General features: G+C 60.5%; 17 protein-coding genes and 7 pseudogenes. 10 read left to right on the top strand and 14 right to left on the bottom strand.

Annotation, left to right across the window (positions count from 1 at the left end; genetic code table 11):
• Positions 1 to 413 precede the first annotated feature (413 nt).
• The gene (locus HB777_37920) at positions 414 to 656 is read right to left on the bottom strand and encodes a hypothetical protein (protein ID QND69445.1); all 243 of its coding nucleotides are present in this window, start codon (positions 654 to 656) and stop codon (positions 414 to 416) included.
• A complete protein-coding gene (locus tag HB777_37915; protein ID QND69444.1) occupies positions 608 to 1,249 on the bottom strand; it encodes a TIM barrel protein in 642 nt (213 codons plus the stop codon). The genes HB777_37920 and HB777_37915 overlap by 49 nt, the downstream gene beginning before the upstream one ends.
• Before the next feature lie 417 nt (positions 1,250 to 1,666).
• Here HB777_37915 and HB777_37910 point away from each other — a divergent pair.
• Positions 1,667 to 3,294, top strand: a pseudogene (locus tag HB777_37910) (IS1634 family transposase).
• A gap of 69 nt (positions 3,295 to 3,363) precedes the next feature.
• Here HB777_37910 and HB777_37905 read toward each other — a convergent pair.
• The 6 genes and pseudogenes from HB777_37905 to HB777_37880 all read right to left on the bottom strand — a co-directional run bounded on the left by HB777_37905 (position 3,364) and on the right by HB777_37880 (position 7,044).
• Positions 3,364 to 3,996, bottom strand: coding sequence for a creatininase family protein (locus HB777_37905; protein QND69443.1), 633 nt, complete (start codon positions 3,994 to 3,996; stop codon positions 3,364 to 3,366).
• A pseudogene (locus HB777_37900) lies at positions 3,893 to 4,362 on the bottom strand (Rieske 2Fe-2S domain-containing protein). The gene HB777_37905 and the pseudogene HB777_37900 overlap by 104 nt, the downstream one beginning before the upstream one ends.
• 68 nt (positions 4,363 to 4,430) lie before the next feature.
• Positions 4,431 to 5,333 (bottom strand): NADP-dependent oxidoreductase, encoded by a 903-nt coding sequence (locus tag HB777_37895; GenBank protein QND69442.1) that lies wholly within the window; start codon positions 5,331 to 5,333, stop codon positions 4,431 to 4,433.
• 59 nt (positions 5,334 to 5,392) lie between these two features.
• Complete coding sequence (locus HB777_37890; GenBank protein ID QND69441.1) at positions 5,393 to 5,791, bottom strand: DoxX family protein; 399 nt, start codon at positions 5,789 to 5,791, stop codon at positions 5,393 to 5,395.
• Between the two features lie 27 nt (positions 5,792 to 5,818).
• The gene (locus tag HB777_37885) at positions 5,819 to 6,199 is read right to left on the bottom strand and encodes a glutathione S-transferase domain-containing protein (protein ID QND69440.1); all 381 of its coding nucleotides are present in this window, start codon (positions 6,197 to 6,199) and stop codon (positions 5,819 to 5,821) included.
• Positions 6,196 to 7,044: a dioxygenase gene (locus HB777_37880; GenBank protein QND69439.1), complete on the bottom strand. Its 849-nt coding sequence runs from the start codon at positions 7,042 to 7,044 to the stop codon at positions 6,196 to 6,198. Before HB777_37880 ends, HB777_37885 begins: the two co-directional genes overlap by 4 nt.
• 160 nt (positions 7,045 to 7,204) lie before the next feature.
• Here HB777_37880 and HB777_37875 point away from each other — a divergent pair, with 160 nt between their 5' ends.
• Complete coding sequence (locus HB777_37875) at positions 7,205 to 8,101, top strand: LysR family transcriptional regulator (GenBank protein QND69438.1); 897 nt, start codon at positions 7,205 to 7,207, stop codon at positions 8,099 to 8,101.
• Positions 8,102 to 8,313: 212 nt separating this feature from the next.
• Positions 8,314 to 8,637: pseudogene (locus HB777_37870) on the top strand (hypothetical protein).
• A 162-nt stretch (positions 8,638 to 8,799) separates the two neighbouring features.
• On the opposite strand, the pseudogene HB777_37865 reads toward HB777_37870, so the two are convergent.
• Positions 8,800 to 9,065, bottom strand: a pseudogene (locus HB777_37865) (ABC transporter ATP-binding protein).
• 55 nt (positions 9,066 to 9,120) lie between these two features.
• On the opposite strand from HB777_37865, the pseudogene HB777_37860 reads away from it, so the two are divergent.
• Positions 9,121 to 9,717 (top strand): annotated as a pseudogene (locus tag HB777_37860) (methyltransferase domain-containing protein).
• 664 nt (positions 9,718 to 10,381) lie between these two features.
• Here HB777_37860 and HB777_37855 read toward each other — a convergent pair.
• Both HB777_37855 and HB777_37850 read right to left on the bottom strand, forming a co-directional pair.
• A pseudogene (locus tag HB777_37855) lies at positions 10,382 to 11,144 on the bottom strand (hydroxymethylpyrimidine/phosphomethylpyrimidine kinase).
• Positions 11,135 to 11,755 (bottom strand): thiamine phosphate synthase, encoded by a 621-nt coding sequence (locus HB777_37850; GenBank protein QND69437.1) that lies wholly within the window; start codon positions 11,753 to 11,755, stop codon positions 11,135 to 11,137. The pseudogene HB777_37855 and the gene HB777_37850 overlap by 10 nt, the downstream one beginning before the upstream one ends.
• Between HB777_37850 and HB777_37845 the strand changes: the two genes are divergently transcribed.
• Positions 11,690 to 12,406, top strand: coding sequence for an IS6 family transposase (locus tag HB777_37845; protein ID QND69436.1), 717 nt, complete (start codon positions 11,690 to 11,692; stop codon positions 12,404 to 12,406). The genes HB777_37850 and HB777_37845 overlap by 66 nt on opposite strands.
• Before the next feature lie 113 nt (positions 12,407 to 12,519).
• Positions 12,520 to 13,878: an ISKra4 family transposase gene (locus tag HB777_37840; protein QND69435.1), complete on the top strand. Its 1,359-nt coding sequence runs from the start codon at positions 12,520 to 12,522 to the stop codon at positions 13,876 to 13,878.
• Between the two features lie 283 nt (positions 13,879 to 14,161).
• Here the strand turns inward: HB777_37840 and HB777_37835 are convergent, their stop codons facing one another.
• A complete protein-coding gene (locus HB777_37835; GenBank protein QND69747.1) occupies positions 14,162 to 14,863 on the bottom strand; it encodes an IS6 family transposase in 702 nt (233 codons plus the stop codon).
• Between the two features lie 531 nt (positions 14,864 to 15,394).
• Here HB777_37835 and HB777_37830 point away from each other — a divergent pair.
• The 3 genes from HB777_37830 (at position 15,395) to HB777_37820 (ending at position 20,824) form a co-directional block, all read left to right on the top strand.
• On the top strand, positions 15,395 to 16,030 hold the full coding sequence (locus HB777_37830; protein QND69746.1) for a DUF2285 domain-containing protein: 636 nt from the start codon (positions 15,395 to 15,397) through the stop codon (positions 16,028 to 16,030).
• Positions 16,031 to 16,763: 733 nt separating this feature from the next.
• Entirely contained in the window at positions 16,764 to 17,213 is a 450-nt protein-coding gene (locus tag HB777_37825; GenBank protein QND69434.1) for a hypothetical protein, read from the top strand.
• The gene (locus HB777_37820) at positions 17,210 to 20,824 is read left to right on the top strand and encodes a hypothetical protein (GenBank protein ID QND69433.1); all 3,615 of its coding nucleotides are present in this window, start codon (positions 17,210 to 17,212) and stop codon (positions 20,822 to 20,824) included. Before HB777_37825 ends, HB777_37820 begins: the two co-directional genes overlap by 4 nt.
• Positions 20,825 to 20,977: 153 nt before the next feature.
• Here the strand turns inward: HB777_37820 and HB777_37815 are convergent.
• Positions 20,978 to 21,735, bottom strand: a pseudogene (locus HB777_37815) (IS1595 family transposase).
• A 17-nt stretch (positions 21,736 to 21,752) separates the two neighbouring features.
• Complete coding sequence (locus HB777_37810) at positions 21,753 to 23,111, bottom strand: ISKra4 family transposase (protein ID QND69432.1); 1,359 nt, start codon at positions 23,109 to 23,111, stop codon at positions 21,753 to 21,755.
• 147 nt (positions 23,112 to 23,258) lie between these two features.
• Here HB777_37810 and HB777_37805 point away from each other — a divergent pair, with 147 nt between their 5' ends.
• On the top strand, positions 23,259 to 23,807 hold the full coding sequence (locus HB777_37805; GenBank protein QND69431.1) for a YscO family type III secretion system apparatus protein: 549 nt from the start codon (positions 23,259 to 23,261) through the stop codon (positions 23,805 to 23,807).
• Positions 23,808 to 23,833: the final 26 nt, after the last annotated feature.

The raw sequence follows: 23,833 nt of genomic DNA, 5'->3' as shown, positions 1-23,833 counted from the left end.
CAATATCCTCGGGGAAACCACGAGCAGGATCGCGTCGCCGTTCTTCAGCCTGTCGATCGGCGGCGGCGACTAGCCTTGGAGGACAGAGACAGAGGATGGGGGCGGTACATCATCAAACCATGACACAACTTGAGGAAAGCATCCGACGTGGGGTCAAAAGCGGTGGTTCCTACCAGCATCTAATGGAAGCTATTCGCCAATTCACAGCCGAAAGAGGACAGTCCGCAGTCGGCTCCAATCAAGACCTTTATTGCCGCGATGCTGATCGCCGTCCCTCCGACGAGGCTGACCTCTGGATCGGAGAGCAAAGACGTTTACCTGGGTCGCATAAAGGGCAGTGTGGAACGGGGGGCTAGGCGGATGCGCACCTCTTGTTAAATGCTCGCGCGGAGTCCGGTGTGGCTAACTCAGGCTCATTGAGCCGCCGAGTTCTCGATGAGCTTTATGCTCGTCTTCAGGCTCGCCTCAATATTTTCGTCCGCGTGGACCGAAGGCGCGAAACATTCGTAAGAATAGGCGCCTTTGTAGCCCATGGCGACAAGCGTCTTGATCTGCTCAACGTTCCACAGTCGGTCGGCCTCATCGACCAGGATGCGGTGACCGTCCTTCATCTCCTCGGGTGCAAGGGATGGATCAACGACGCCGGAAATATGCACGATGCCTGTCCATTCCGGGAAAAATTCGGCCTCGCCAGCGATGTGATGGTGGAACGTATCGTGCACCAACCGGAACCGATCCTTCCCCCGACGGCCTCGATCGCCTCGACAGCTTCGCGCTTGCGACGCAACGAAGAGGTCGTGAAGCCCAGCGGTTCCAGAAGGACGACCAGGTCCGCCTCCTCAAGCATCGGCAGTATGACGGCGAGTGCGCCGCGGAGATCGGAGAGCCGCTTCTCGTCAGGTTCGATGGCCCCATCGTTGCTCGGTATGAGGCTGATAGATTCTGCTCCGGCTTCCTTCGCCTGGGCGATCAAGAGCTTGATCTTGTCCTTCATCGCGTCCGACCAGCGATTGAAGCCATAGGCCTCGGAAAGGCCCAGAAGGCGAATGCCTTTGCTGCGGGCATATTCGCCAATCGCCGAGGGCTTCTCGCCATCGAAAAATTCGCCTGTGCTGAGACCCTTGTCTGCAAGGTCGTTCCGAAGTTCTATACCGATGCAGCCAAGTCGGGATGCCAGGTCGATCAGTTTTTTGCTGGTCAGCTTTGGGGCTGTCATGTGGTTGAGTGCAAATTTGATCGTGCCGCCCAAGTTCGTTCTCCTCCATTGATTGCCGCCCGGCTTGGGCGGGGACGCAAATGCGATGTCGATGTTCAGGGGTTGTGTGTCTTCCACTGCGCGCGGCGACGGTCAATTCCCTCCCAGACGTCGACCATGGCCTTCATCAGGCTAAAATCTGGGGCGTTTTCCGTGAAGCGAAAAGCACTGGTTGCGGCTCCGAGCGCGTCGAGGGAAGCCTCAAGGATGCGGTGTCCTTCTCTGCGGTCGCTTCTGTCACGTCAGGCCCGACTTGAACAGTTGGAGGTGAACGGATGGCGAACGCTGTCCGTTAAGCTATTGAATTCACTCGCCTCGAGTTTTCGGCGCGAAAATGTGTGGTAACAACATTTGATCTGCTAGCCGCATGTTGTATGGATTTTATGGCATTTATTCGCTAACAACGCTGGCATGTTTGTCGTTGAGAGAGTCGCGCGCGGCCACCGCTATCTCTACCTCGTGGAAAGTGTCCGCGACGGCAAAACCGTTCGCCAGCGCACGATAAAGGCGCTGGGCCGCAAGGATGCGCTGGTTGCCAGCGGCGAACTTGACAGATTGGCGGCCTCGATTGCGCGCCATGGCGAACGCAGCCTCATCCTGTCCGACATTGACGCGGGGCGAATTGCCTCTCGCCGCATCGGCGGTCCGCTGTTGTTCGGGCGGCTGTGGGAGCGGCTCGGGATCGGCGAGGTGCTGGAAGAGGTGCTGGAAGGGCGCCAGTTCGGCTTTGCGGTGGAACGGGCGGTGTTCGTTGGCACGCTGCATCGGCTGTTCGTCTCGGGCTCGGACCGCGACTGCGCGAACTGGATGGCCGATTATGGTATCGAGGGCGCCGAGGGTCTGGCGCTCCATCACTTTTACCGGGCCATGGCGTGGCTGGGCGAGGAACTCGGCGAAAAGGCGCAAGGCGCGCTGGTGGCGCGCTGCGTGAAAGACGCGATCGAGGAAAAGCTCTTCGCGCGCCGGCAGGACCTGTTCACCGACCTCAGCCTTGTGTTCATGGACACCACCTCGTTGTCCTTCTACGGCGCGGGCGGCGAGACGCTGGGCAAGCGCGGGCATTCCAAGGACTTCCGCCCCGATCTGGCGCAAATGATCCTGGCGCTGGTCGTTGATGCCGAGGGCCGGCCGATCTGCACCGAGATGGTGCCCGGCAACACCGCTGACGTGACCGTCCTGTTGCCGGTGGTCGATCGGCTGCGAACGCGCTTCGGCGTCACACGCGCCTGCGTTGTCGCCGATCGCGGCATGATCAGCGCCGATACCATCGCCGCGCTCGAAAAGCTGGCATGGAATACATTCTGGGGGCCCGCGAACGCTCGAGCAGCGTGATCCACAACGTCGTGCTCAATGACGCGGCACCGATGGTTCCGCTCATTCTCGAGCGCCAGCGCGGTGAAACTCAGTTGTGGGTCAAAGAGGTCAAGGTCGGTAAAGACCGCTATATCGTCAGCCGCAATGACGCCGAGGCCGAGAAGGACAAGGCCGACCGCCAGGCGATCATCGCCGGCCTCGAGGCACAGCTCAAGAAGGGCGACAAGGCACTGGTCGGCAACTCGGCCTACCGGCGTTACCTCAAGGCCAGCGGCAAGAACTTCAAGATCGATGTCGGCAAGCTTGCCGAGGAAGCCCGCTACGACGGCATCACCGTGGTGCGGACCAACGCGAAGGTGACCCCGCTCCAGGCCGTGCTGCGGTATCGCGATTTGCTCGAGGTCGAGAGCCTGTTCCGCGCCGCCAAGGCAACCTTCAATACCCGGCCGATCTTCCACCAATCCGATGCCGCCATCCGCGGGCATGTGTTTTGCTCGTTCCTGGGGCTCGTACTCAGCAAGGAACTGTACCGCCTCTGCCGGGCCAAAGGCCTGACGCCCGAATGGCAGCCGCTTCTACGCGATCTCGACCGCCTCCAGGAAGCCACCATCGAAAAGGATGGTCGCATCGTCACCACCAGAACCCACGTTACGGGCCAAGTGGGCAACGTCTTCAAGGCAGCTGGCATCGCTCTGCCACACAACCTCGACGAACAACTCGCCTGATATCATCCCCAAAATGTAGTGGTAACACGCGCCGGCGCGCGCCTAACGTGCTGATATAATAACATATTCTTACAGGCGGTGTTTAAGTGGGGTCAGGATTCTGCGCGAAACGTCCAGCGGATCCATGCCGATCCGGTCAGCCCTGTCCAGCGCCACGAGGTCCGGTCGGATCGCCAGAAGCTGCGAAAGCTCGTATCGACCCGCATGATCGCCTGTGAATTTCCCGCTGACGAGCTCGGGGTCTGTCCTGACAAAGTGCTGAATGGGGAAGGCGCCAGCGAATGCCTCCGCAATCATCCTGAGATCGTCCTGGCTTCCATGGTGACCGCTGACGACAACCACCGCCTGGAATCCGGCGTTGCGGAAAGCCCGCAGCTGGTAGAGCAGCGTCTCGAGCAGGAGATGCGGCGGCAGCGCCGCGAGCCTGGGATTGACCCCGCCCATGACCTCCTTAAGCCAAGGCGCGTGATAGCCGGTCTCATGGGTGTGGTAGGCCATGGTCGGTGCGCCGACGCCACCGAACCGGTCAGCGGCTTCGTCGCACAGCCAGTCGGCCTTGATCGTGTCGAGACCGAAAGGTGCGACATGCCCATGCGGCTCACAAAGGCCCATCGGAAGGTAGACGACCGGTTTCTGTTTCTGGCGCTCGAGAAATTCCTGGGGCTTGAGGAACTCCCACCTGACCTGTTCCTTGAAGATCATGGCCCCAAATCTCAATCGATTTCGATAAAGACTCGCCACCGTCGACGCGTGTCGGATAGGTCCTCAAGTTCACGCAAACCGGAGCGCCTCTTGCCGCTCCAGTCCTGTAGTCGAACCTGCCGTTGTGCTTGGGACATTCGACAATATTGTCCATCACCAGGCCGTCGGCCAGATGCACTCATGCGTGCACAGGCCGTCGGTCGCGAAAAACTCGTCTTCTGGACTGCGATAGATCGCGTAGGTTGCTCCGGCGTGGTCAAAGCGGATCACGTCCTCCTCGTCCTCGTCCACGTCGTCGACGGCGCACGCCCTTACGCGCCGGGTACGCTTCCTGGTGCAAGCAGGAATTCGCCGCCCGCGCCACATGGACTTCGCGGCCTCACACGCGCCATCCAAAATCGAATGTCACATACGGCGAGGCCATATTCTTGCTTTCAGTGCTTCAGCACGACTTTCCCGGAAGCGCCCGCTGCAACCGCTTTTTGGGCCGCGCCAATCTGGTCCAGGGTGAAAGTGTGGGAAATCGGGATCACCAGCTGCCCACGTACGGCGGAATCCAGCACTGCATCAAGCGTGGCGGCATCGGTGCGGTGGTAGAGTTCAATGACAGCCACGCGATTTCCGGCATTGGCGCCCTCGGGCACCGGAACAACGCTGGCCACATGGCCACCGTCGCGGACATGGCTGATGAGATTGTCGGCCACGGGGCCGGCGGCGCTAATGGCATAGTCGAAACTCGGAATTGCGGCTGGGATCGTGATATCGAGCGCTTCGCCCGCCACGTCGCGGCCTTCACTCAGCCGCTCACGCCGGACGCCGGCCACCGGCTTGGCGCCGATCTGTTTGAGATACTGGATCGCGGACCGTCCCACCGTGCCAAGGCCGCCCGAGACCAGAACCCGATCGCCAGCCTTGATTCCCAGCGCTTCGACGGTTTGGCGCCCGGTAAGGCCTGCTTTGACGAGCGAGGCACCCTGCTCGAAACTTAGTTCAGCAGGCAGCTTGGCGACAGATGTGGCTGCAACGACGCCATATTCGGCGTGCGCGCCTTTGCCGTTTGCCGGAAAATCGGCCACAACCCGGTCACCGACCGCAAAACCGGTCACGCCTTCGCCGAGCGCCGAAATGGCGCCGGCGGCGTCTCCGCCAAGCACAGCCGGCAGCGGCAGCGGTATAAATTCGGCCATGAAGCCCTGGCGGAGAACAAGGTCGAATGGGTTGACCGCGGATGCCTCGATCTTAATGAGGACCTCGCCCGGCCCCGGCTGCGGCGTCGGAATATCGGCGATTTCGAAGTGATCGACGTCGCCGTAGGATTTGAGAAGTGCGGCTTTCATTGCGGTCTCCAAAATTCTGGTCGTCTGGTTTGGCACTTGCTTTTTCCAGATGCTGCCGTTTACGCCATGGCCGGGCGGCGAGCGTTCTCGAGGGCCCATGCCCCACCGCCTGCGAGGGCGAGATAAAGGAAGATGAAGCAGAACAGGATCGCGGGTTCGCCGAAATTCAGAGCCGGCCAGAAACCCTGCGACGCGTGTGCCATGAAATAGGCGGCTGCCATCTCACCCGAAGCAATGAAGGCGGCGAGGCGCGTGTAAAATCCGACGAACATCAACAGCGCGGTGATCACCTCGATTGTGCCGGCAACGATCATGATGGCGGGCAGCGGATAGGACACACCCGGAATCGCGGCCGGGAACTGCAGGAATTTCATGGTCGCGTGTTCGAGGAACAGAAGTGCGGTCATGATGCGAAGGATCGCAAGAACGCGCGGCGTCCATTTGACGGTATCAAGCATGACATCTCCAATTTGGTTGATGGGTGGTCAGGCGGCGGAAACCGCCTTCTTCAGTTCCTGGTTTTCCTTCCAGAGCTTCATCGACATGGCAAAGACGCCATCGACATAGTTCCGGTAGACCGGCAGCCTGGCCGGATCGCGGCCCGCCTTTGCCGCGAAGAATGCAACAATGTCGTCGGATTCAGTGACGTAACGACCGGGCTCAAGCTGCGCGCACGGAAAGCTCACCTCATCGAGGTGCGGCAGCAGCTCTGTCCGGATTTCTTGCTCCCCCGCGGTGCCGGAAACGAAGTCGCGGCTTTCAACTTCCGAAGCCAGGCCTGATTCCAGAAGAAACAGGCGAACTTTCAAGCAGAAGGGGCAGTTCTCCTTGAGATAGACGATCGGTTTGAACGTTTCGCTGATCATGGCGCATCTCCATTTGCTTGGGCGGCTGAAGGGGCGAGACCGAAGCGGAAACTCGATGCGGTGAGCCCGCCCGCGAAGTCCTTCTGGTGATAGATCGTGGCACCCGGTTCGTCTTCGGCGGCACCGACCACCACCATCAGCGGGATGAGGTGATCTTCACGGGGGTGCGCCGCGCGGGCGGCTGGCGCCCGTTCCCATTCGATGAGCCGTTCGGTTCGCTTCTCGGAAGGACAATGCATCAGAGTTTCCTGGAGCCAGGCGTCAAAGCGACGGGACGGCTCGTATCCGTCCGTGCCGCGCATGGCAGACAGGTTGTGATAGCTGAGGCCGCTGCCGATGATCAGAACGCCCTCGGCGCGCAGAGGCGCGAGAGCTCGGCCGACCTTGATATGCAGCGCCGGATCGTAACCCATATCCAGCGAAAGCTGGACCAAAGGAATGTCCTCGTCCGGATAGAGAGGCTTCATGATGCTGAAGGTGCCGTGATCGTAACCGCGTGTTGGATCAAGTGCCGCTTCGATGCCGCTTGCGAGGAGTCGCCGCTGAACACGGTTCGCAAGCTCCGGCGAGCCGGGCGCATTGTAGGCGATGCTATAGAGGTATTCCGGAAAGCCGTGATAGTCATAGACCATGCCCGGCTTGACACCTGACGAGATGGCAAAACCAGTCTCTTCCCAGTGGCCCGAGATCACGAGGACCGCCTTCGGCGCGCTGCCGAGTTCGGCGCGCATGTCCACCAGCGACTTCTCAAGCACGTCGAAATTGCGGCGGAACTCGCCCGTAATATAGGGCCAGGGTCCGCCGCCATGACTGATGAAGTAGGTCGGGAGCAAGGAATCTGTCACCAGGTTTGTCCTTCATGAGGTGACCGCAAAATCCGCGGCTGGGGCGCCGTTTGAAAAGCTTGCCTTCCAAGGGCGTCCGTTGCGGAAGAATTTGATTTTTTCTCCTTCAATGATCAATCTGGCTGATATTGAAGAACCATTTCCTGGATGTTGATGATAAATGGATACGTTGACGAGCCTGCGGGTGTTTTGCACCGTCGCCGACCTAAAAAGCTTCACCGCTGCCGCAGATCGCCTCGGCATTTCGCCGGCAATGGCCAGCAAACACGTAATGCAGTTGGAGAACCGCCTGGGCACCCGGTTGCTCAACCGGACGAGCCGAAGAGTCAGCCTCACAGAGTCTGGTGCGCTTTATTTCAATCAAACCAAACAGATGCTTGAAGGGCTTGACGAGGTGGAAGCGGCTGTCGGCAACGTCACCGTGGCACCCCGTGGGACCCTGAAACTGAGTGCGCCGGTTTGGGCAGCCAGCACCTGCTTTGTAGACATACTGGCCGCCTACAATCAGCGCTATCCCGACGTCTGCCTGGATGTGGATCTAAGCGGGCGTATCGTCAATCTGGTGGACGAAGGTTTCGACCTGGCTCTGCGGGCAACGTCGCGCGAGCGGCTCGATCCGGGCCTTGTTGCCCGTCCGCTGACCCAGATCGAGTTTCGTCTCATGGCATCGCCGGAATATCTGGAGCGAACAGGGCGACCCCAACGTATCACCGATCTCAATGGCCACGCGCTGCTTTGGTTCAGCGGGATCAACCTCGGCGACAGCCTGTCGCTGGAAGGTCCGGATGGACGGCACAGGGTCACATTCCGTCGCGTGATGCAGAGCGAGAACGAGACGATTTTGCAGCTTGCAGCGCTGCGGGGCATGGGCCTTGTTTTTCTACCGAAATGGATGGTTGAGCCGGATATCGAAGCAGGCCGGCTGGAGATGGTGCTTCCAGACGCGATCGGGTTCACCAACACGCTACATGCCGTATATCCGAGCCGAAAATACCTTTCCGCCAAGGTCCGCACTTTCATAGACTTCATGACGGCGAGGCTACAGGAGGTGCAATAGTAGCGCCGCATCAGCATCGCCATTCCACGATACCGCGGGGTCGTTCATTTCGCCCCACTGCGCCTGGGACGCTTCACCCGGCGCAAGCGGCTCGTGACCCGCAAATGGCAGGTCGACGAGCACCTGTCCGGCGGCCAAGCGCTTCTTCAGGAAAGCGCTGGAGCGTGACGGTCAACCCGCCGCCGGTTGTCTTGCTCGATGCGAAACGGGCAGCCGAGTTGCACCGGCTCGGTAGCGTCACGCCGCATTATTTCTTCAAGGAGCTTGAACGCGCCGGATCGCTGGAGCGGCTGGTTGATGAAGCGATTGCCGAGGCGCGCACGAACAACGCGTGAGCTGGCGCGCCTTGTATGGCGAAAGGGGAGGGGCGAGAGCCCATGGCCTGCAACGAAGAGATCAAGCATTGCGATCGCCGAACCAAGGTGCCCAGTCGACATACGGACCGCGGCCTTCAATGCCAGCTCGCCTTGGAACCGGCCCTTCAGGAATTGGTTGAGCGCGCAGCGGAATCCGGCTGGACCGACGACGAGATAGCCTACGCGCCCGGGCCAGAGCAACAAGATGAGCATCATACCGCGACCCCGCCCAACCTATTGCGACCGCAAAGCCCCACGATGCGTTCCGACGCTCTGGTCAGCCCTTTTGGAAACCACTGGCTTTGCTGAATTGCGCTTAACTCAGATATATAGCGGTGGAGAGGCGCTGCCGCCTGAAAGCTGCCTTGGCCAGGCATCGGTGAATTCGGCGAGGCCGACCACCAGTGCAATATGGAAGCGGACCCTTTCTTCGGCTTCTTGGTTGGCCATGCCCCGTACCTCGAGGCCGAAAGCGACGTTGCCGAGTACGCTCGGCCAAGGCAGCAGGCGGTTTCCTGGAAGATCACCGCGCGCTCGGCGCCGACGCCATGCACCGGCTAGCCGTCTATTGCGACAGCACCGCTGTCGGCGGTCTCCAGTCCGGCAAGGGGATAGAGTGCGTCGTCAAAATGACCCAGACAAATAGCGTAGCAGGGAGTGGATATGGTCTTTCGATTGAAGGAGCTCCTCGCCAGGAAGTTCGAAGAAGAAGTGCAATTCTTCAAGGGCTGGCAGAAGGACAGGAAACGAGTGGGCGCGCTGATGCCAACGTCCGTTCATGCCGCGCGTCGTATGGCAAGCGTTATCAATCCGGCATCCGGATTGCCGGTTCTTGAGCTGGGCGCAGGAACTGGCGTCATCACCAAGGCAATCCTGGAAAGGGGCATCAAGCCGCATCAGCTGGTTTCGGTCGAATAATCCAAGGATTTCTATCATCGTCTCACACGACGCTTTCCAGGGGTGGATTTTCGATTGGGCGATGCGTTCGCGCTGGAGGAAGTGCTGGCCGAGCGGCGCGGGGAGCAATTCGACTGTGTGATAAGTGCGGTGCCGTTGCTGAGTTTTCCGATGGAACAGCGCATTGCATTGCTTGAGGATTTGCTTGCCCGAATTCCTCGCGGGAGACCTGTCATTCAGATCACCTACGGACCTTTGTCGCCGGTGATCAAAATGCCCGACCGCTACGTCGTGTCTCACTATGATTTCGTCGTCCGCAACATCCCGCCCGCACAGCTCTGGACTTACCGACGAGCAGTCTGAGCCGCAGCACGCGCGGAAAGTGGCGGCATTCTGCAAAATCCTGCTGAAGGACACGACGGTGATCGTCACGAAATTCGCATCGATTGCGCTTTTGTAGCCGCCTCCGCTTGCGGAGGCGGCTATGCCTTTTAGCGCACACTCATTTGCTGCGGATTTCGCCCTGCGGACAATTGACAGCGAAGCCACCGCGGCCGCGAAAATCTCGCGACGGCGCTTCGATGCCGGGACCGGCCTGCCATTTTTGAGAGGTGATCCGTGCAGGTGCCTGACGCAAACCATGCAATCCCGTCCCTGACCATATCATAGCCATCGCCCTCTTTCAGCTGCCCAGGCCTCCTGACAGCCGGATCAATGATGACGATCCCCCTGGAGAATATTCTTCTTTGAAGAGCGGACGGTCTGCGCCGTCCTATGCCTCAGCTCCTCCTGGCCTTCCGTGCCACGCCAGTGAGGTTCGGTCACTCTACCGTGCAATGGCGTTCGGAAATACGACAGGCGAACCACAATAGTCATGTTTAGGCTGAAGACTTCTCAGCGGACCGTGAAAAAAGGAAACGCGAGTTCTTCCGCTCCTTCAGAGGCCCCTCGAACTCGCTTTCTTTGGAGAAGGGAGATCGCTCGTCAGACGCTCCCATGTGGTGGTCGGCAAACCGCCGCAAAACGGTCACTCGCTGTTTTCGGCTGCATGTTTCCGGAGCTTCTCGAACACGAACAGCTTGCCTTCGCGCACGCTATCTTGAAGCGATCTCGCATTGGCCAGATGCGCCGCAATCGCGCTGGCAAGCATGCAACCCGTCCCGCGCATCGATGAGATCAGGCGCGGTGTGTCGAAGCGGATTGGTTCTTGATCGAAGCGCAACAGAACATCGGTTGATCGATGTCCCGATGCGTGGCCGCCCTTGATCAGCAGGGCCTGCGCTGCAGCGTTCAGCAATTCCTGGCCTTGCAACACTGCGCCGCCCTCATCCACCGCCAGTTCCGAGCCAACAAGGAGCGCCAACTCGATGAGATTGGATGCGACAATACAGCAAAGTGGCATCAGATCGCGCTTCATGACGGCGATGGCGCCGGCTTCCAGAAGCGTCCGGCCTGATGTCGACGCCAGCACCGGGTCCAGTATTGCCGGCACGTGCGGATTTTCACGCAGCACTGTGACAACGGCCACGATGATCTCGGCCGTTGCCGATCTTGATGGCCGCCACCTTGTTGGCCTGCAGCGCCGCCCGCATCTGATCGGCCACCAGACCCGGTGACGAATGACTGATTTCCATGACGGCTTTGTGCGTCTGCACCGTCAGCGCAGAGACGGCAAGGCAGGTGCGCACGCCAATGGAAGCGATCGTCTCGATGTCGCGCGCAATTCCAGCCCCACCGCTGGAGTCCGACCCACCAACGACAAGCACATGGGGTTCTCGCTTCAGCGCGATGGATCCGTCTTTTCGATCCATTCCCGCGTGCGCAGTTCGGGATCCGCATTCAATGTGATGTCGGTGACCACCGCCGCGCTGTCGGCACCAGCTGCGAAGACACCGTCGAGACGGTCAGGGTTGAGGCCACCAATGGCAACCAATGGGATCGGCGCGACCCGGCGCTTCCATTCGCCGATCCGTTCGACCCCTTGCGGGCGCCATTTCATCTTCTTCAGGATGGTCGGGTAAATGGGGCCGAGCGCGATATAGTCCGGTTCGGCTGCGAGGGCTGTTTCCAGTTCGGCGTGATCGTGGGTCGAAAGTCCGAGCTTCAATCCGGCGTACTTGATCGCCAGCAGGTCGGCCGCGGCCAAATCCTCGTGGTCGAGATGGACGAAGTCGCAGCCTTTTTCAATGGCGAGCCGCCAATAGTCGTTGACGATCAGTTGGCAGCGATGGACCGCGCAGACGTCGTTGGCGCGGCGGATTTCCGTCCGCAGAGTGGCCTCGTCGCGGCACCGTAACGTTAACCGGGCATCGATCAAAATGTGGGATCTGGCGGCATGACCAGATTTTCCCGTGATCCTCTTTATCGTCGCCACCGATTTCCGGCGCAGGTGATTGCCCATGCCGTTTGGCTCTATTTCCGGTTTCCGCTCAGCCTGCGGATGGTCGAGGATATGCTGGCAGCTCGTGGCGTCATCGTCTCTCACCAGACCGTGCGACTTTGGGCTGAGAAATTTGGCAGACACTTTGCCAATGATATCCGGAAGCGATCGGCCGGCAAGCTCGGCGACAAATGGTATCTCGATGAGGTTGTCATCACCATCGGTGGAAAGAAACACTGGCTTTGGCGCGCCGTTGATCAGGACGGGTTTGTTCTCGACGTGTTGGTGCAAAGCCGTCGCAATGCCAAGGCGGCAAAGCGCTTGATGCGAAAGCTTCTGAAAGGGCAAGGCCGTTCGCCGCGTGTGATGATCACCGACAAGCTTCGATCCTACGGTGCGGCGAAGCGGGAGATCATGCCAGGCGTCGAGCATCGCTCGCACAAGGGCCTGAACAATCGGGCGGAGAACTCTCATCAACCCGTCCGACGGCGGGAGAGGATCATGAAGCGCTTCAAGTCAGCGCGACATCTTCAGCGTTTCGTTTCCGTCCACGACCCGATCGCCAACCTCTTTAACGTTCCCCGCCACGATATTCCATCCACCCACCATCGAGAACTGCGAGCAACTGCCATGCAAGCATGGCGCCAAATCGCGCGACTTCACGCCGAATGAACCAAAGCCTCACTCCCAGATCTTGTTTTCACAGCGTTAAGTTTAGGGAGCGGGAAAAAGCTGGGGGTAAGAATTTTAGCGTAACCGGAGCTTTTTGTCGGAAGGGGCATTCGGTGGCAGCGCAATTGAGGATGAAGGTCTGGGTCGAATTGGTTGGCGCCGATGGCCTGCCGCTACGTCGAGAGATCGCAATTGTCGCACGCAACGTCGAAGGGGCGCGGCTCGGCGACTTCGGCCTCTCTCTGGATGAAAGCAAGGGCATACAGCGCCGCCTGCAGGGGGAATTCACGCAGTTCCAGGCAGATCAGGCGGCACAGCTCGATAGGAATTGTTTGGAATGCGGTCGCGTTAGGAGCATCCATGACTACCGATCTCGCACGGTCGACTCGCTCTTTGGCGTTTGCCGTATGCGCGTACCTCGCTTTCGCGGCTGCGCGTGCGACGGATCGGCGAATCCTGGCGAAGGAAGAACAGAAGCCCTGTTGAACGGCAGAGCCACGCCGGAGTTGCAGCGCATTCAGGCTGAACTCGGCTCCCGATTGTCATTTCGTGAAGCGGCGCGTGTTCTCGACCTTTTTGTGCCGGCCATGCGGCCGCACAATCATCGCACTGTAAGCAACCGGCTGGCGAAGGTCGCCGATCAGATCGAGAAATGGGACCTTGCAAGTCCCTATAGACTGAGCCGTGCCGACGGGTCGCCCATTTCCGTGTTCATTGATGGCGCCTACATTCGCGCGGTCCCCGGATACCAGAGCCGCCATTTCGAAATTGCCATGGGGCGGGTTGTGACCAAAGGCCGACCACCGCGTCAGTTCGCGGCCTCACCGCATGTTACCACCGGCAAGCACGACGTTGTTCGTGCGGCGCTGCGGGCGCAAGGGTGGGTGCCAGGCAGCGACGTCACCGTTTTCAGCGACGGAGACGTCGGGCTGCAGGGTATCGTCATCGGCGCAACACGCCAGCCCATCACCCACATTCTCGACTGGTTCCATCTGTCGATGCGGCTCCGTCACATCGAACAGGCGTGGGAAGGGCTCAAGAGCGTTGGCAATCTGAGTATCTACCTTCGAGACACTGCGCTTCATGTGCCGCGGCTTCGTCATCTCCTCTGGAGCGGCTACGTCAGGGAGGCGACGAGAGCCGTGAGGGATATGCTTTGCCAGTTGGAGCAATATGCTCGGCTGCCGGATGCCAGCAACAAGCTCAAGCGCTTCTTCGAACTGGTCAGCAATCTTCAGACCTACCTGATCCAGAACAAAACCTCCCTGGTCGACTACTGCCAACGATATTGGGCGGATCACCCGATCTCGAGTGCCCCGGCCGAATCCGCCGCCAACAGCCTCGTCAATGCCCGCATGAACAAAAAACGTCAGATGCGCTGGTCTCCCGCAGGGGCTCACAGGGTACTTCAGGTCCGCGCGGCGGTTGCCGATGGTCGATTGAAGCAAGCCAAGTTTGCCCTTGCGGCTTGACCCCAGCTTTTTCCCGCTCCCTGGCGACGCTTCCGGACTTTCAAGCGCCGCGTCGAGCCTATCGCCGGCGGCGCGTTCAAGCGGGCTACCGGGGACTTCCGTAACGCCTACAATCATCGTTTTTCGAGCCGGTTTCTCATCGGTATGAGCGCGATGGTCACGCGTATCGTCGGCGAAGACGGGCGCATCTGCTACGGTATTGGCGGCAGCGAGCCGCTTAATCTCGATCGGTTCCGTTGCAAATTTTCATACCGGCACAGAAACTGAGGGGGCGGCAATAGCTTCACGCTGCGGCGATGATTTCAAACTGTTCAGCAATCGACGGATTTGGATTGTAGGCGTACCTCGCCTGCCGTTTGCGCATCATGTGGATCATCTCGACTCCAGCCAGTGTTGCCGTCGCGCTTGCGAATGACTTGAAACCGAGCATCGGCCGCACCCGGCGCTTGATACGCCGATGGTCCTGCTCGATGCGGTTGTTGAGATATCGGCTCTGGCGGATGCCAATCCGTTTGGGAGCGCGCCGGGAGGGACGGCGCAGTCGGTTTTCGGCATCGCACGAGACGAGCGCCTCGCGGTTGGTCTGGCTGCCGTCGATGACCACCCGCGCGGGCCGCCCATGGCGTTCAAGCGCTTTTCGGAAAAACCGTTTGGCCGCCAGCAGGTCCCGGTGTTCGCTGAACCAGAACTCGACGGTGTCGCCGGCGCTGTCGATCGCGCGATAGAGATACATCCACTTTCCGCGAACCTTGATATAGGTCTCGTCGACATGCCATTTTCTGGTCACCGCGCGCTTGCGTCGATTGAAACGCTCCAGCAGCCGAGGCGAGAAGTGAACGACCCAGCGGTGGATCGTCGAATGGTCGACGCCGATGCCGCGCTCCGCCATCATTTCCTTCAGGTCGCGCAGGCTCAGGCCATAGGCCAGATACCAGCGCACGCACAGCAGGATTACGGACTGGTCGAAATGGCGGCCCTTGAACATGAACAACTCTCCGGCAAAATGCCGGTCACCTATGACACGCCGGCCGTAAGCGAAAAGTTTGCAACGGAACCGACCTGCGATGACTGAGCCTATAGCGCTCGCGCTACGACAACCTGCCCACAACCGGCCTGCAATCCACCGCTGCGCTACTGTGCCTTTGGGCAAAGTCTCGAACGCGACGCAGGAGCCGATCACCGCAATCAAACCGGTTCACTTGGGGTGCTCCGCCCGTGCAGGCTGTCGCTGCGCGGGTTCGACGGCCTGGCGCTATTTGCGCGCGTCTTCTGCCCTCGACAGTGCCAATGGCGCACGCTTCGACGAAATGCCGCCAACGACCTCTGGTGCCTTCGGCGCCGGTGCTTTGGCAGTTGGCATGATGTTTCGACCTCCGTGAGGGCGGGCAGGCGAGCACAGTCGTGCCTGCAGTTCTCATGACTGGCGCGGATGAGGCTGATTGGCGCGATGAAAGATCATACGATTACACCGCTGGTCTGACGCCACGCGAATGGGCCTGGGAGTTCTTACGCCGCAATCCAGCATTTCTCGACGTGGTCGCGTCGGCCGGTGACCTGTCACGATGGGGTGTCCTGTTTCGCCGAGTCTTACGGGCGCAATTCGCTCGTTTTCTGGTCTCCGCTCTGGTGCGTTCATGTGTTGCCAGTCATTGCAGAACATCTGTCAGCATCGTCGGCGACAGCGCCGTTCGAACTCTCGGCATTACCATTTCGCGCGACGGTCCTGCTGGCGCCCGACACGGGCCAGCATGTTCTTCTTCGCAACGCCGAGCATACGCTCCAGCTCGCCGTCTCTGGCGCGGATATCTTGCAACCTGTCTGCCTCCATACCGAGGCGATCTGGCCCGCGATGCTTTCGAAGCACCGCCTGAGGGCGCTCGAGTGCCTCAATGCTCTAAGTGTGGGTCAACATCTGCCTGCCCGCTTGTTTCCGCCAGAAAAACGCGGTCCCCGTCTAACCTTCGTTCTTCGTGCGCTCGACGGCTCACTTGCTGGGGCGTCACATCGCGAGCTCGCCGAAGCGCTGATTGGTCACCGGCGCGTCAATGCCGACTGGAGAGATCCTCGCGATCATCTGCGCGACCGTATTCGCCGTGCCGTCTCTCGTGGCCGCGCCCTCATGAACGGAGGGTACAGAGATTTCCTCACTTGAAAAGTGACAGTCCGCCCTGTGCCTCAGCCGGCGAACAGTTCAGAGCTAAACCGGTCACCACTTGTTCGCCCAGTCGACATGGCAGCGAACGGCGGTGCGCTCTGGTTCAAGTGCCGGTCGATGCCGAGAGGCACGTTCGGCATTGTCCGATAGCCGACAATGTCGAGTACGCGACATAGAGGAAGCTGGCTCTCGAGTGTTTTTAAATGCTTTTTGGCTTGGCACGCTACATGCACGCTATTCAGCAATACGCGCGGACTGAGTGGTCGCACCGCCACGAGAGCCGCTGACTTGCGCCACCTCCCAAGGCGTACCCGGCCCGGCAGCGAGCTCAGTCTTCTGCCGGGCATGCCTTTCAGACGTACTCGCGTTCAGAACTTCAAATTAGGCCCGCGCGCAATGTCCGTATTCCATATGCACTGGATATGACATCACCGCTAGTGTGACACCGAGCGAGCAGGCAAGGGCGAGGGTCATTGCGCGGCGGCATTACGGGTCATGCAAACGCGAACCACCAATCAGGCGTCATGCACGCTATCGAACAGCGAGGTTCGAAATGGGATCGGATGACTTACCAACGGTAGCAGGGAGCGCACGGTTTCCAGGGAAGGCCGAGATCAGGGCCATATTGGAGGAGTCTGCAAAAGGCGTCGTCGCATCTGCGAGCTATGTGCTGCTGCTGCTTATGATGCCTTGTCACAGCTTGGTCACGGCTTGCGCGTCAGCAAGGCGATTGAACCGCATTGTGACCAAGTGGACCTGGAAAACGCGCAGATCTGGATCTCCCCAATTTGAAGAGCGGCCTGTCGGTCTAGGAGCATATAGCGCCGACGAGTTCGGCGCCATCTGCCGCTGGCCGGCGATAAGCCTTTTCGTCCCGAATGCCCAGCCCTTCACCCGACAGGCGGCGAGGTATTTGCTGGCCCGAGCCGAACACGCGCCCGACATGTTTGGTTCATCACCACATCCTCGTCATTCCAATGGCTTCTCTCTAGAAAGTACGGGCATGACCTGCCCCAGTATTCGCGCCGGATTCCTGTTCCACCGTCCTACAGTCACATCGCTGCACGATTCGACGACCTTTGGACCCTTGATGGCGCTGTTCTACAACCCTGCCCGCTGCCGTCGCGATCGATTTGAGGTGCGACAGGGATCACCGAAGAAACAGGAAATGGCGTCATGATCCCAAAGAATCGTGACTTCAGTCCGGTGACCTGGCGTTTCCTGCAGACCCCGCCCGCGGATCCGGATAGCACGGTCAGTCTGGTCAGCCTTCCAGACAATCTTCCAGCGACGGATGAGGACGTGGTCAGCGGGACATATCCGCCAATCGACGCGCATCCGCGGCAAGACCTCTCGTTGGACGCTAGGGGCGAGGCTCTGCGACGGGAGGAGGTGCTGCAGTTTCTGGGGCTCTCGCCGCAGTCCCTTGCCGGGTCAAGCCGCAGCACTGCAGGGTTTTCCGCCGACGGGGAAGCGAGTGAGAGAGGGGAGGACTACGATCAGGCCCTAGGCATCCACAGAAAGCCGTTGCCGCAGACGCCATGGGAGATGGCGGAGTCTTCGCTCTCCTTGCAGGAGGACTTTTTCGGACAGGCATGGCGGATGGTCGAGCAGTTCGGGGGAGACCGGCCCCCAGCGAGCCCGGACGAACACGATGCGCCCACTCGCGCCGGCAGCCTTGTTCTGCCGGCGGATGAGGACGTGGCCAGCGGAACATATCCGCAAACCGACGCGCATCCGCGGCAAGACCTCTCGTCGGACGAGAGGGACGAGGCTCTGCGATGGGAGGAGGTGCAGCAGTTTCTGGGGCTCTCGCCGCAGTCCCTTGCCGGGTCAAGCCACAGCACTGCAAGGTTTTCCGCCGACGGGGAAGCGAGTGAGAGAGGGGAGGACTACGATCAGGCCCTGGGCATCCTCAGGGAGCAGTTGTCGCAGACGATGAGCGACGTGACGGAGTATTGGCTCGCCTTGGAGAAGGACTCTTCTGGACAGGCATTGCGGATGATCGAGCAGTTCGGGGGAGACCGGCCGCCAGCGAGCCCGGACGAATACGATGCGCCCACTCGCGCCGGCAGTCTTGCAGCGGCGGATGAGGACGTGGCCAGCGGGATATATCCGCAAACCGACGCGCATCCGCGGCAAGACCTCTCGTCGGAGGCTATGGACGAGGATCTGCCATGGGCGGAGCTGCAGCAGCTTCTGGAGCACTCGTCTCAGCCCGCTGTCGGGCCCGACAGCACTCCAGCGTTTCCAGCGGTCGACGGGGGAGCGAGTGGGAGAGTGGAGGACTATTGTGGACAGGCATGGCAGAGGGTCAAGCGGTTCCGGGGAGACCCGCTCCCAGCGAATTTTGGAGGGGCGACAAGGCGGGTAGGCGAGATGGCCCAGCAGAAGAACGGATACGACTGCAGTGTTTCGGTGCTGGCGGCCACGCACGCACCGTTGACCAGACTGCCCAACCGCCAATGGCTCGACAGCGCATCCCTGGATTTTCAAGCCGTCGTCGCCGATCGTACGGCGTTGCTGGCGCGGGACGGGGCGCAACCGGCAATCGCCTTGGGGGAGAGTCATCGGGAGGCGCCGCCAAGCTCGAAACGGAAACGCCGGAGTGGAACGGAGTTCGAGAAAGACTTTAGTGAGTTGGCGAGTAAAGCCAGGGGGGCGAGTTCTTTGGTGTCATTCAAGGAGCGCCAACCAGTTGGCGAACGCTTGGAACCCTTTACGGACGACGCGGATGCCCTGGCGAAGCTGGAGTTCGGCGGCAAGAAGGTCGGCAAGGACGACATCCTGAACCTGCGCCACAGGGGCGGGCCGCGGGTGGTGGCGGCTCTCATGAAAAACGCGGTGGCGCTGGCGAAGCTAGAGTTCGGCGGCCGGAAGTTCGGCAAGGCCGATATCCTCAAGATAGTGGGCACCGTTGGCGCGGCGAAGGTGGTGCATGCCCTGCTGGACAAGGCGGAGGCACTGGCGAAGTTGGACGTCAGTGGCCAGAAGCTCAGCAAGGACGATATCGTCAAAATCTTGGGCAAGAAGGGTGCCGCTCCGGCGCTGCCGGCCCTGCTGGAGAAGGCGGAGGCGCTGGCCAAGCTAGAGTTCAGCGGCGGCCAGAAGCTCAGCAAGGATGATATCGTCAAGATCGTGGGTCAGGCTGGCGCGGCGAAGGCGGTGCCGGCCCTGCTGGAGAACGCGGGAGCGCTGGGCGAACTCAAGTTCGGCGACGACACGTTCGGCAAGGACGACATCCTCAAGATCATGGGCAATGACGGCGCGGCGCAGGCAGTGTCGGCCCTGCTGAAAAACGAGAAGGCGCTGGCCAAGCTAGAGTTCAGCGGCGGCCAGAAGCTCAGCAAGGACGATATCGTCAAAATCCTGGGCAATGTTGGTGGCGCCCAGGCGGTGCAGGCCCTGCTGGAGAAGGCGGAGGAGTTGGCTAAGTTGGAGTTCAGCGGCGGCCAGAAGCTCAGCAAGGATGATATCCTCAAGATCGTGGGTCAGGCTGGCGCGGCGAAGGCGGTGCCGGCCCTGCTGGACAAGGCGGAGGCACTTGCGAAGTTGGACGTCAGTGGCCAGAAGCTCAGCAAGGACGATATCGTCAAAATCCTGGGCAATGTTGGTGGCGCCCAGGCGGTGCAGGCCCTGCTGGAGAAGGCGGAGGAGTTGGCTAAGTTGGAGTTCAGCGGCGGCCAGAAGCTCAGCAAGGATGATATCGTCAAGATCGTGGGTCAGGCTGGCGCGGCGAAGGCGGTGCCGGCCCTGCTGGAGAACGCGGGAGCGCTGGGCGAACTCAAGTTCGGCGACGACACGTTCGGCAAGGACGACATCCTCAAGATCATGGGCAATGACGGCGCGGCGCAGGCAGTGTCGGCCCTGCTGAAAAACGAGAAGGCGCTGGCCAAGCTAGAGTTCAGCGGCGGCCAGAAGCTCAGCAAGGATGATATCGTCAAGATCCTGGGCAATGTTGGTGGCGCCCAGGCGGTGCCGGCCCTGCTGGGCAACGCGGAGGCGCTGGCCAAGCTGGAGTTCAGCTGCGGGCACAAGCTCAGCAAGGATGATATCCTCAAGATCATGGGCAATGTCGGCGCGGCGCAGGCGGTGCCGGCCCTGCTGAGCAAGGCGGAGGCGCTGGCCAAGCTGGACTTCAGCGGCGGCCAGAAGCTCAGCAAGGACGATATCGTCAAGATCCTGGGCAATGTTGGTGGCGCCCAGGCGGTGCCGGCCCTGCTGGGCAACGCGGAGGCGCTGGCCAAGCTGGAGTTCAGCTGCGGGCACAAGCTCAGCAAGGATGATATCCTCAAGATCATGGGCAATGTCGGCGCGGCGCAGGCGGTGCCGGCCCTGCTGAGCAAGGCGGAGGCGCTGGCCAAGCTGGACTTCAGCGGCGGCCAGAAGCTCAGCAAGGACGATATCGTCAAGATCCTGGGCAATGTTGGTGGCGCCCAGGCGGTGCCGGCCCTGCTGGGCAACGCGGAGGCGCTGGCCAAGCTGGAGTTCAGCTGCGGGCACAAGCTCAGCAAGGATGATATCCTCAAGATCATGGGCAATGTCGGCGCGGCGCAGGCGGTGCCGGCCCTGCTGAGCAAGGCGGAGGCGCTGGCCAAGCTGGACTTCAGCGGCGGCCAGAAGCTCAGCAAGGACGATATCGTCAAGATCCTGGGCAATGTTGGTGGCGCCCAGGCGGTGCAGGCCCTGCTGGAGAGCACTGACCACTTTAAGAATATGCCTAAATCGGAAGTTTTGGCAGCGGCGAGCAAACCACGAAACGCTTCCGTCGCAATCAGAAAACTGAAGTAGATGGCACTCGGGACTCTCATCCATTTTTACGATAGGCGACTCCCGGCCAGGCGCCAGACACGCTTACTCGACAAGCTTCAGACGCCGATGAACGATTTCTGCAAGCGGATTGGGGTCGGAACAAGAGCAGTGCGAAATCGTACGCGGCCTTTATCAACCAAAGACAGCGACGGCTGATTTGATGATGATGCCGCCATCCGGGCTTCGGCGCATCTGACGACCCGTGGCGGTGCGAAAAACATTCGTCAATTGCAGCGCAGGCGGCACGCGCGACCACAGGGTTCGCACACTCTCCCGGCCATGCCGGGTTTTGCGAATGACGTTTCCTGTGACGACGCGCTGCGACCATCGGAAGCCGATCTCGTGGAAATACAGGTCGGCATGCTGCGGGCTGATATGATGAAAGACACCGGCGATGGTACGGCGGACGCGGGAGTTGAAGCCCTCCACTGAATTGACGTGGACGGCGTCGCGAACATACTCACCGTTGGAATGCTTCACGGTCTCGTGCTTGGCAAAGCTCTCACCAATGGCCATGAATGCCTTCCACTCGTCGCTCATCAAATGAGCTCCCGATTCGATCTGCGCTTCAATGACGCGTTCGCTTGCTCGCGCCGAGAGACCGGTCACGACCGCAGCACGCGCGTCACCGGCCAGAGTGCCAGGCATGACGTCAGTCGGTCGCTGCACCATTGCCATGACTGGCGTTTTGTCCGTATTCGTCTGGCCTTTCCGGCCGCGGCCCGGAGGCGGGTCGTCGGGATTCTTTCTGGCCTTCCACCGAGATGGAAATGGTCGATCTCCACCGTGCCGGCGAGCATGTTCTCCCGCGCCACCATGAGACGCGGTGCATGTCCCATCCGCCAGGCCGTTGGCTGGCTCACCCCGAGCGCCTCGGCCAGGCGCAGGGAGCGGGAAAAAGCTGGGGTCAAGCCGCAAGGGCAAACTTGGCTTGCTTCAATCGACCATCGGCAACCGCCGCGCGGACCTGAAGTACCCTGTGAGCCCCTGCGGGAGACCAGCGCATCTGACGTTTTTTGTTCATGCGGGCATTGACGAGGCTGTTGGCGGCGGATTCGGCCGGGGCACTCGAGATCGGGTGATCCGCCCAATATCGTTGGCAGTAGTCGACCAGGGAGGTTTTGTTCTGGATCAGGTAGGTCTGAAGATTGCTGACCAGTTCGAAGAAGCGCTTGAGCTTGTTGCTGGCATCCGGCAGCCGAGCATATTGCTCCAACTGGCAAAGCATATCCCTCACGGCTCTCGTCGCCTCCCTGACGTAGCCGCTCCAGAGGAGATGACGAAGCCGCGGCACATGAAGCGCAGTGTCTCGAAGGTAGATACTCAGATTGCCAACGCTCTTGAGCCCTTCCCACGCCTGTTCGATGTGACGGAGCCGCATCGACAGATGGAACCAGTCGAGAATGTGGGTGATGGGCTGGCGTGTTGCGCCGATGACGATACCCTGCAGCCCGACGTCTCCGTCGCTGAAAACGGTGACGTCGCTGCCTGGCACCCACCCTTGCGCCCGCAGCGCCGCACGAACAACGTCGTGCTTGCCGGTGGTAACATGCGGTGAGGCCGCGAACTGACGCGGTGGTCGGCCTTTGGTCACAACCCGCCCCATGGCAATTTCGAAATGGCGGCTCTGGTATCCGGGGACCGCGCGAATGTAGGCGCCATCAATGAACACGGAAATGGGCGACCCGTCGGCACGGCTCAGTCTATAGGGACTTGCAAGGTCCCATTTCTCGATCTGATCGGCGACCTTCGCCAGCCGGTTGCTTACAGTGCGATGATTGTGCGGCCGCATGGCCGGCACAAAAAGGTCGAGAACACGCGCCGCTTCACGAAATGACAATCGGGAGCCGAGTTCAGCCTGAATGCGCTGCAACTCCGGCGTGGCTCTGCCGTTCAACAGGGCTTCTGTTCTTCCTTCGCCAGGATTCGCCGATCCGTCGCACGCGCAGCCGCGAAAGCGAGGTACGCGCATACGGCAAACGCCAAAGAGCGAGTCGACCGTGCGAGATCGGTAGTCATGGATGCTCCTAACGCGACCGCATTCCAAACAATTCCTATCGAGCTGTGCCGCCTGATCTGCCTGGAACTGCGTGAATTCCCCCTGCAGGCGGCGCTGTATGCCCTTGCTTTCATCCAGAGAGAGGCCGAAGTCGCCGAGCCGCGCCCCTTCGACGTTGCGTGCGACAATTGCGATCTCTCGACGTAGCGGCAGGCCATCGGCGCCAACCAATTCGACCCAGACCTTCATCCTCAATTGCGCTGCCACCGAATGCCCCTTCCGACAAAAAGCTCCGGTTACGCTAAAATTCTTACCCCCAGCTTTTTCCCGCTCCCCAATCTTACATTTAAGTGCAGTGCGACACCTGAGGCACACGACTCTCGACAATGCTGTCGCGCGGCTGTCGGAACCGCCTTGACGGACCTTCGTAGATGGCGCGAAGACCTTCCCGCTCGCGAAGGCGCGCTATACGACCCTTTGATCGGGGAAGCCGCCGCGCTCATTGATCTTGACGAGGTGAATGCGAAGATGATCTCGCTGCGTCAACACGAACAGCTACTCCAACAGCACCTCGAACAGGCAAGGGCACAAACCGACTTAGCTCGGCAGGCACGTGAGGAGGCGTACGGCACGGCGCGTGAGGCAGGGCGCGAGGTTAGCAAATTCGAGAGTCTCGTTCGAGCCCTGCGCTCCGACGCCACCCTCGAGGAAGAGCGCTCAGCGGATTTGGAATCGGAGGATTTCGCCCAGAGGCAGACTCGTTTAGGCAGGGAGCAAGACGATAATGTGTCGGTGAACCTGCATCCGATGTGGAGCGGCCATTCGTTGTCAGAATTCACTGACCGCGATTGCGCGGATCCCGGAAAGCGATTTTGGTCGGTTCTCGGCTGCGCCATCCTAACGGACGTCGAGAGGGGCCATGTCGAGGCTGACACAAGCGAGACGACTTCTGGCGGCCGTTGAGCCAACGGGACGAAAGGGACACCCGA

Origin of the sequence: Mesorhizobium loti (genome assembly GCA_014189435.1) — a bacterium.
Classification (GTDB): domain Bacteria; phylum Pseudomonadota; class Alphaproteobacteria; order Rhizobiales; family Rhizobiaceae; genus Mesorhizobium; species Mesorhizobium loti_G.
The sequence above is the reverse complement of the archived record's forward strand: the minus strand, read 5'-3'. Positions and strand labels throughout refer to the sequence as shown.

Bases quoted from the DNA above. Each gene is read 5' to 3' on its own strand.
- HB777_37905 (QND69443.1), bottom strand. From the start codon at position 3,996: ATGATCTTCAAGGAACAGGTCAGGTGGGAGTTCCTCAAGCCCCAGGAA.
- HB777_37895 (QND69442.1), bottom strand. From the start codon at position 5,333: ATGAAAGCCGCACTTCTCAAATCCTACGGCGACGTCGATCACTTCGAA.
- HB777_37890 (QND69441.1), bottom strand. From the start codon at position 5,791: ATGCTTGATACCGTCAAATGGACGCCGCGCGTTCTTGCGATCCTTCGC.
- HB777_37885 (QND69440.1), bottom strand. From the start codon at position 6,199: ATGATCAGCGAAACGTTCAAACCGATCGTCTATCTCAAGGAGAACTGC.
- HB777_37875 (QND69438.1), top strand. From the start codon at position 7,205: ATGGATACGTTGACGAGCCTGCGGGTGTTTTGCACCGTCGCCGACCTA.
- HB777_37845 (QND69436.1), top strand. From the start codon at position 11,690: ATGACCAGATTTTCCCGTGATCCTCTTTATCGTCGCCACCGATTTCCG.
- HB777_37850 (QND69437.1), bottom strand. From the start codon at position 11,755: ATGGGCAATCACCTGCGCCGGAAATCGGTGGCGACGATAAAGAGGATC.
- HB777_37835 (QND69747.1), bottom strand. From the start codon at position 14,863: ATGTTCAAGGGCCGCCATTTCGACCAGTCCGTAATCCTGCTGTGCGTG.
- HB777_37820 (QND69433.1), top strand. From the start codon at position 17,210: ATGATCCCAAAGAATCGTGACTTCAGTCCGGTGACCTGGCGTTTCCTG.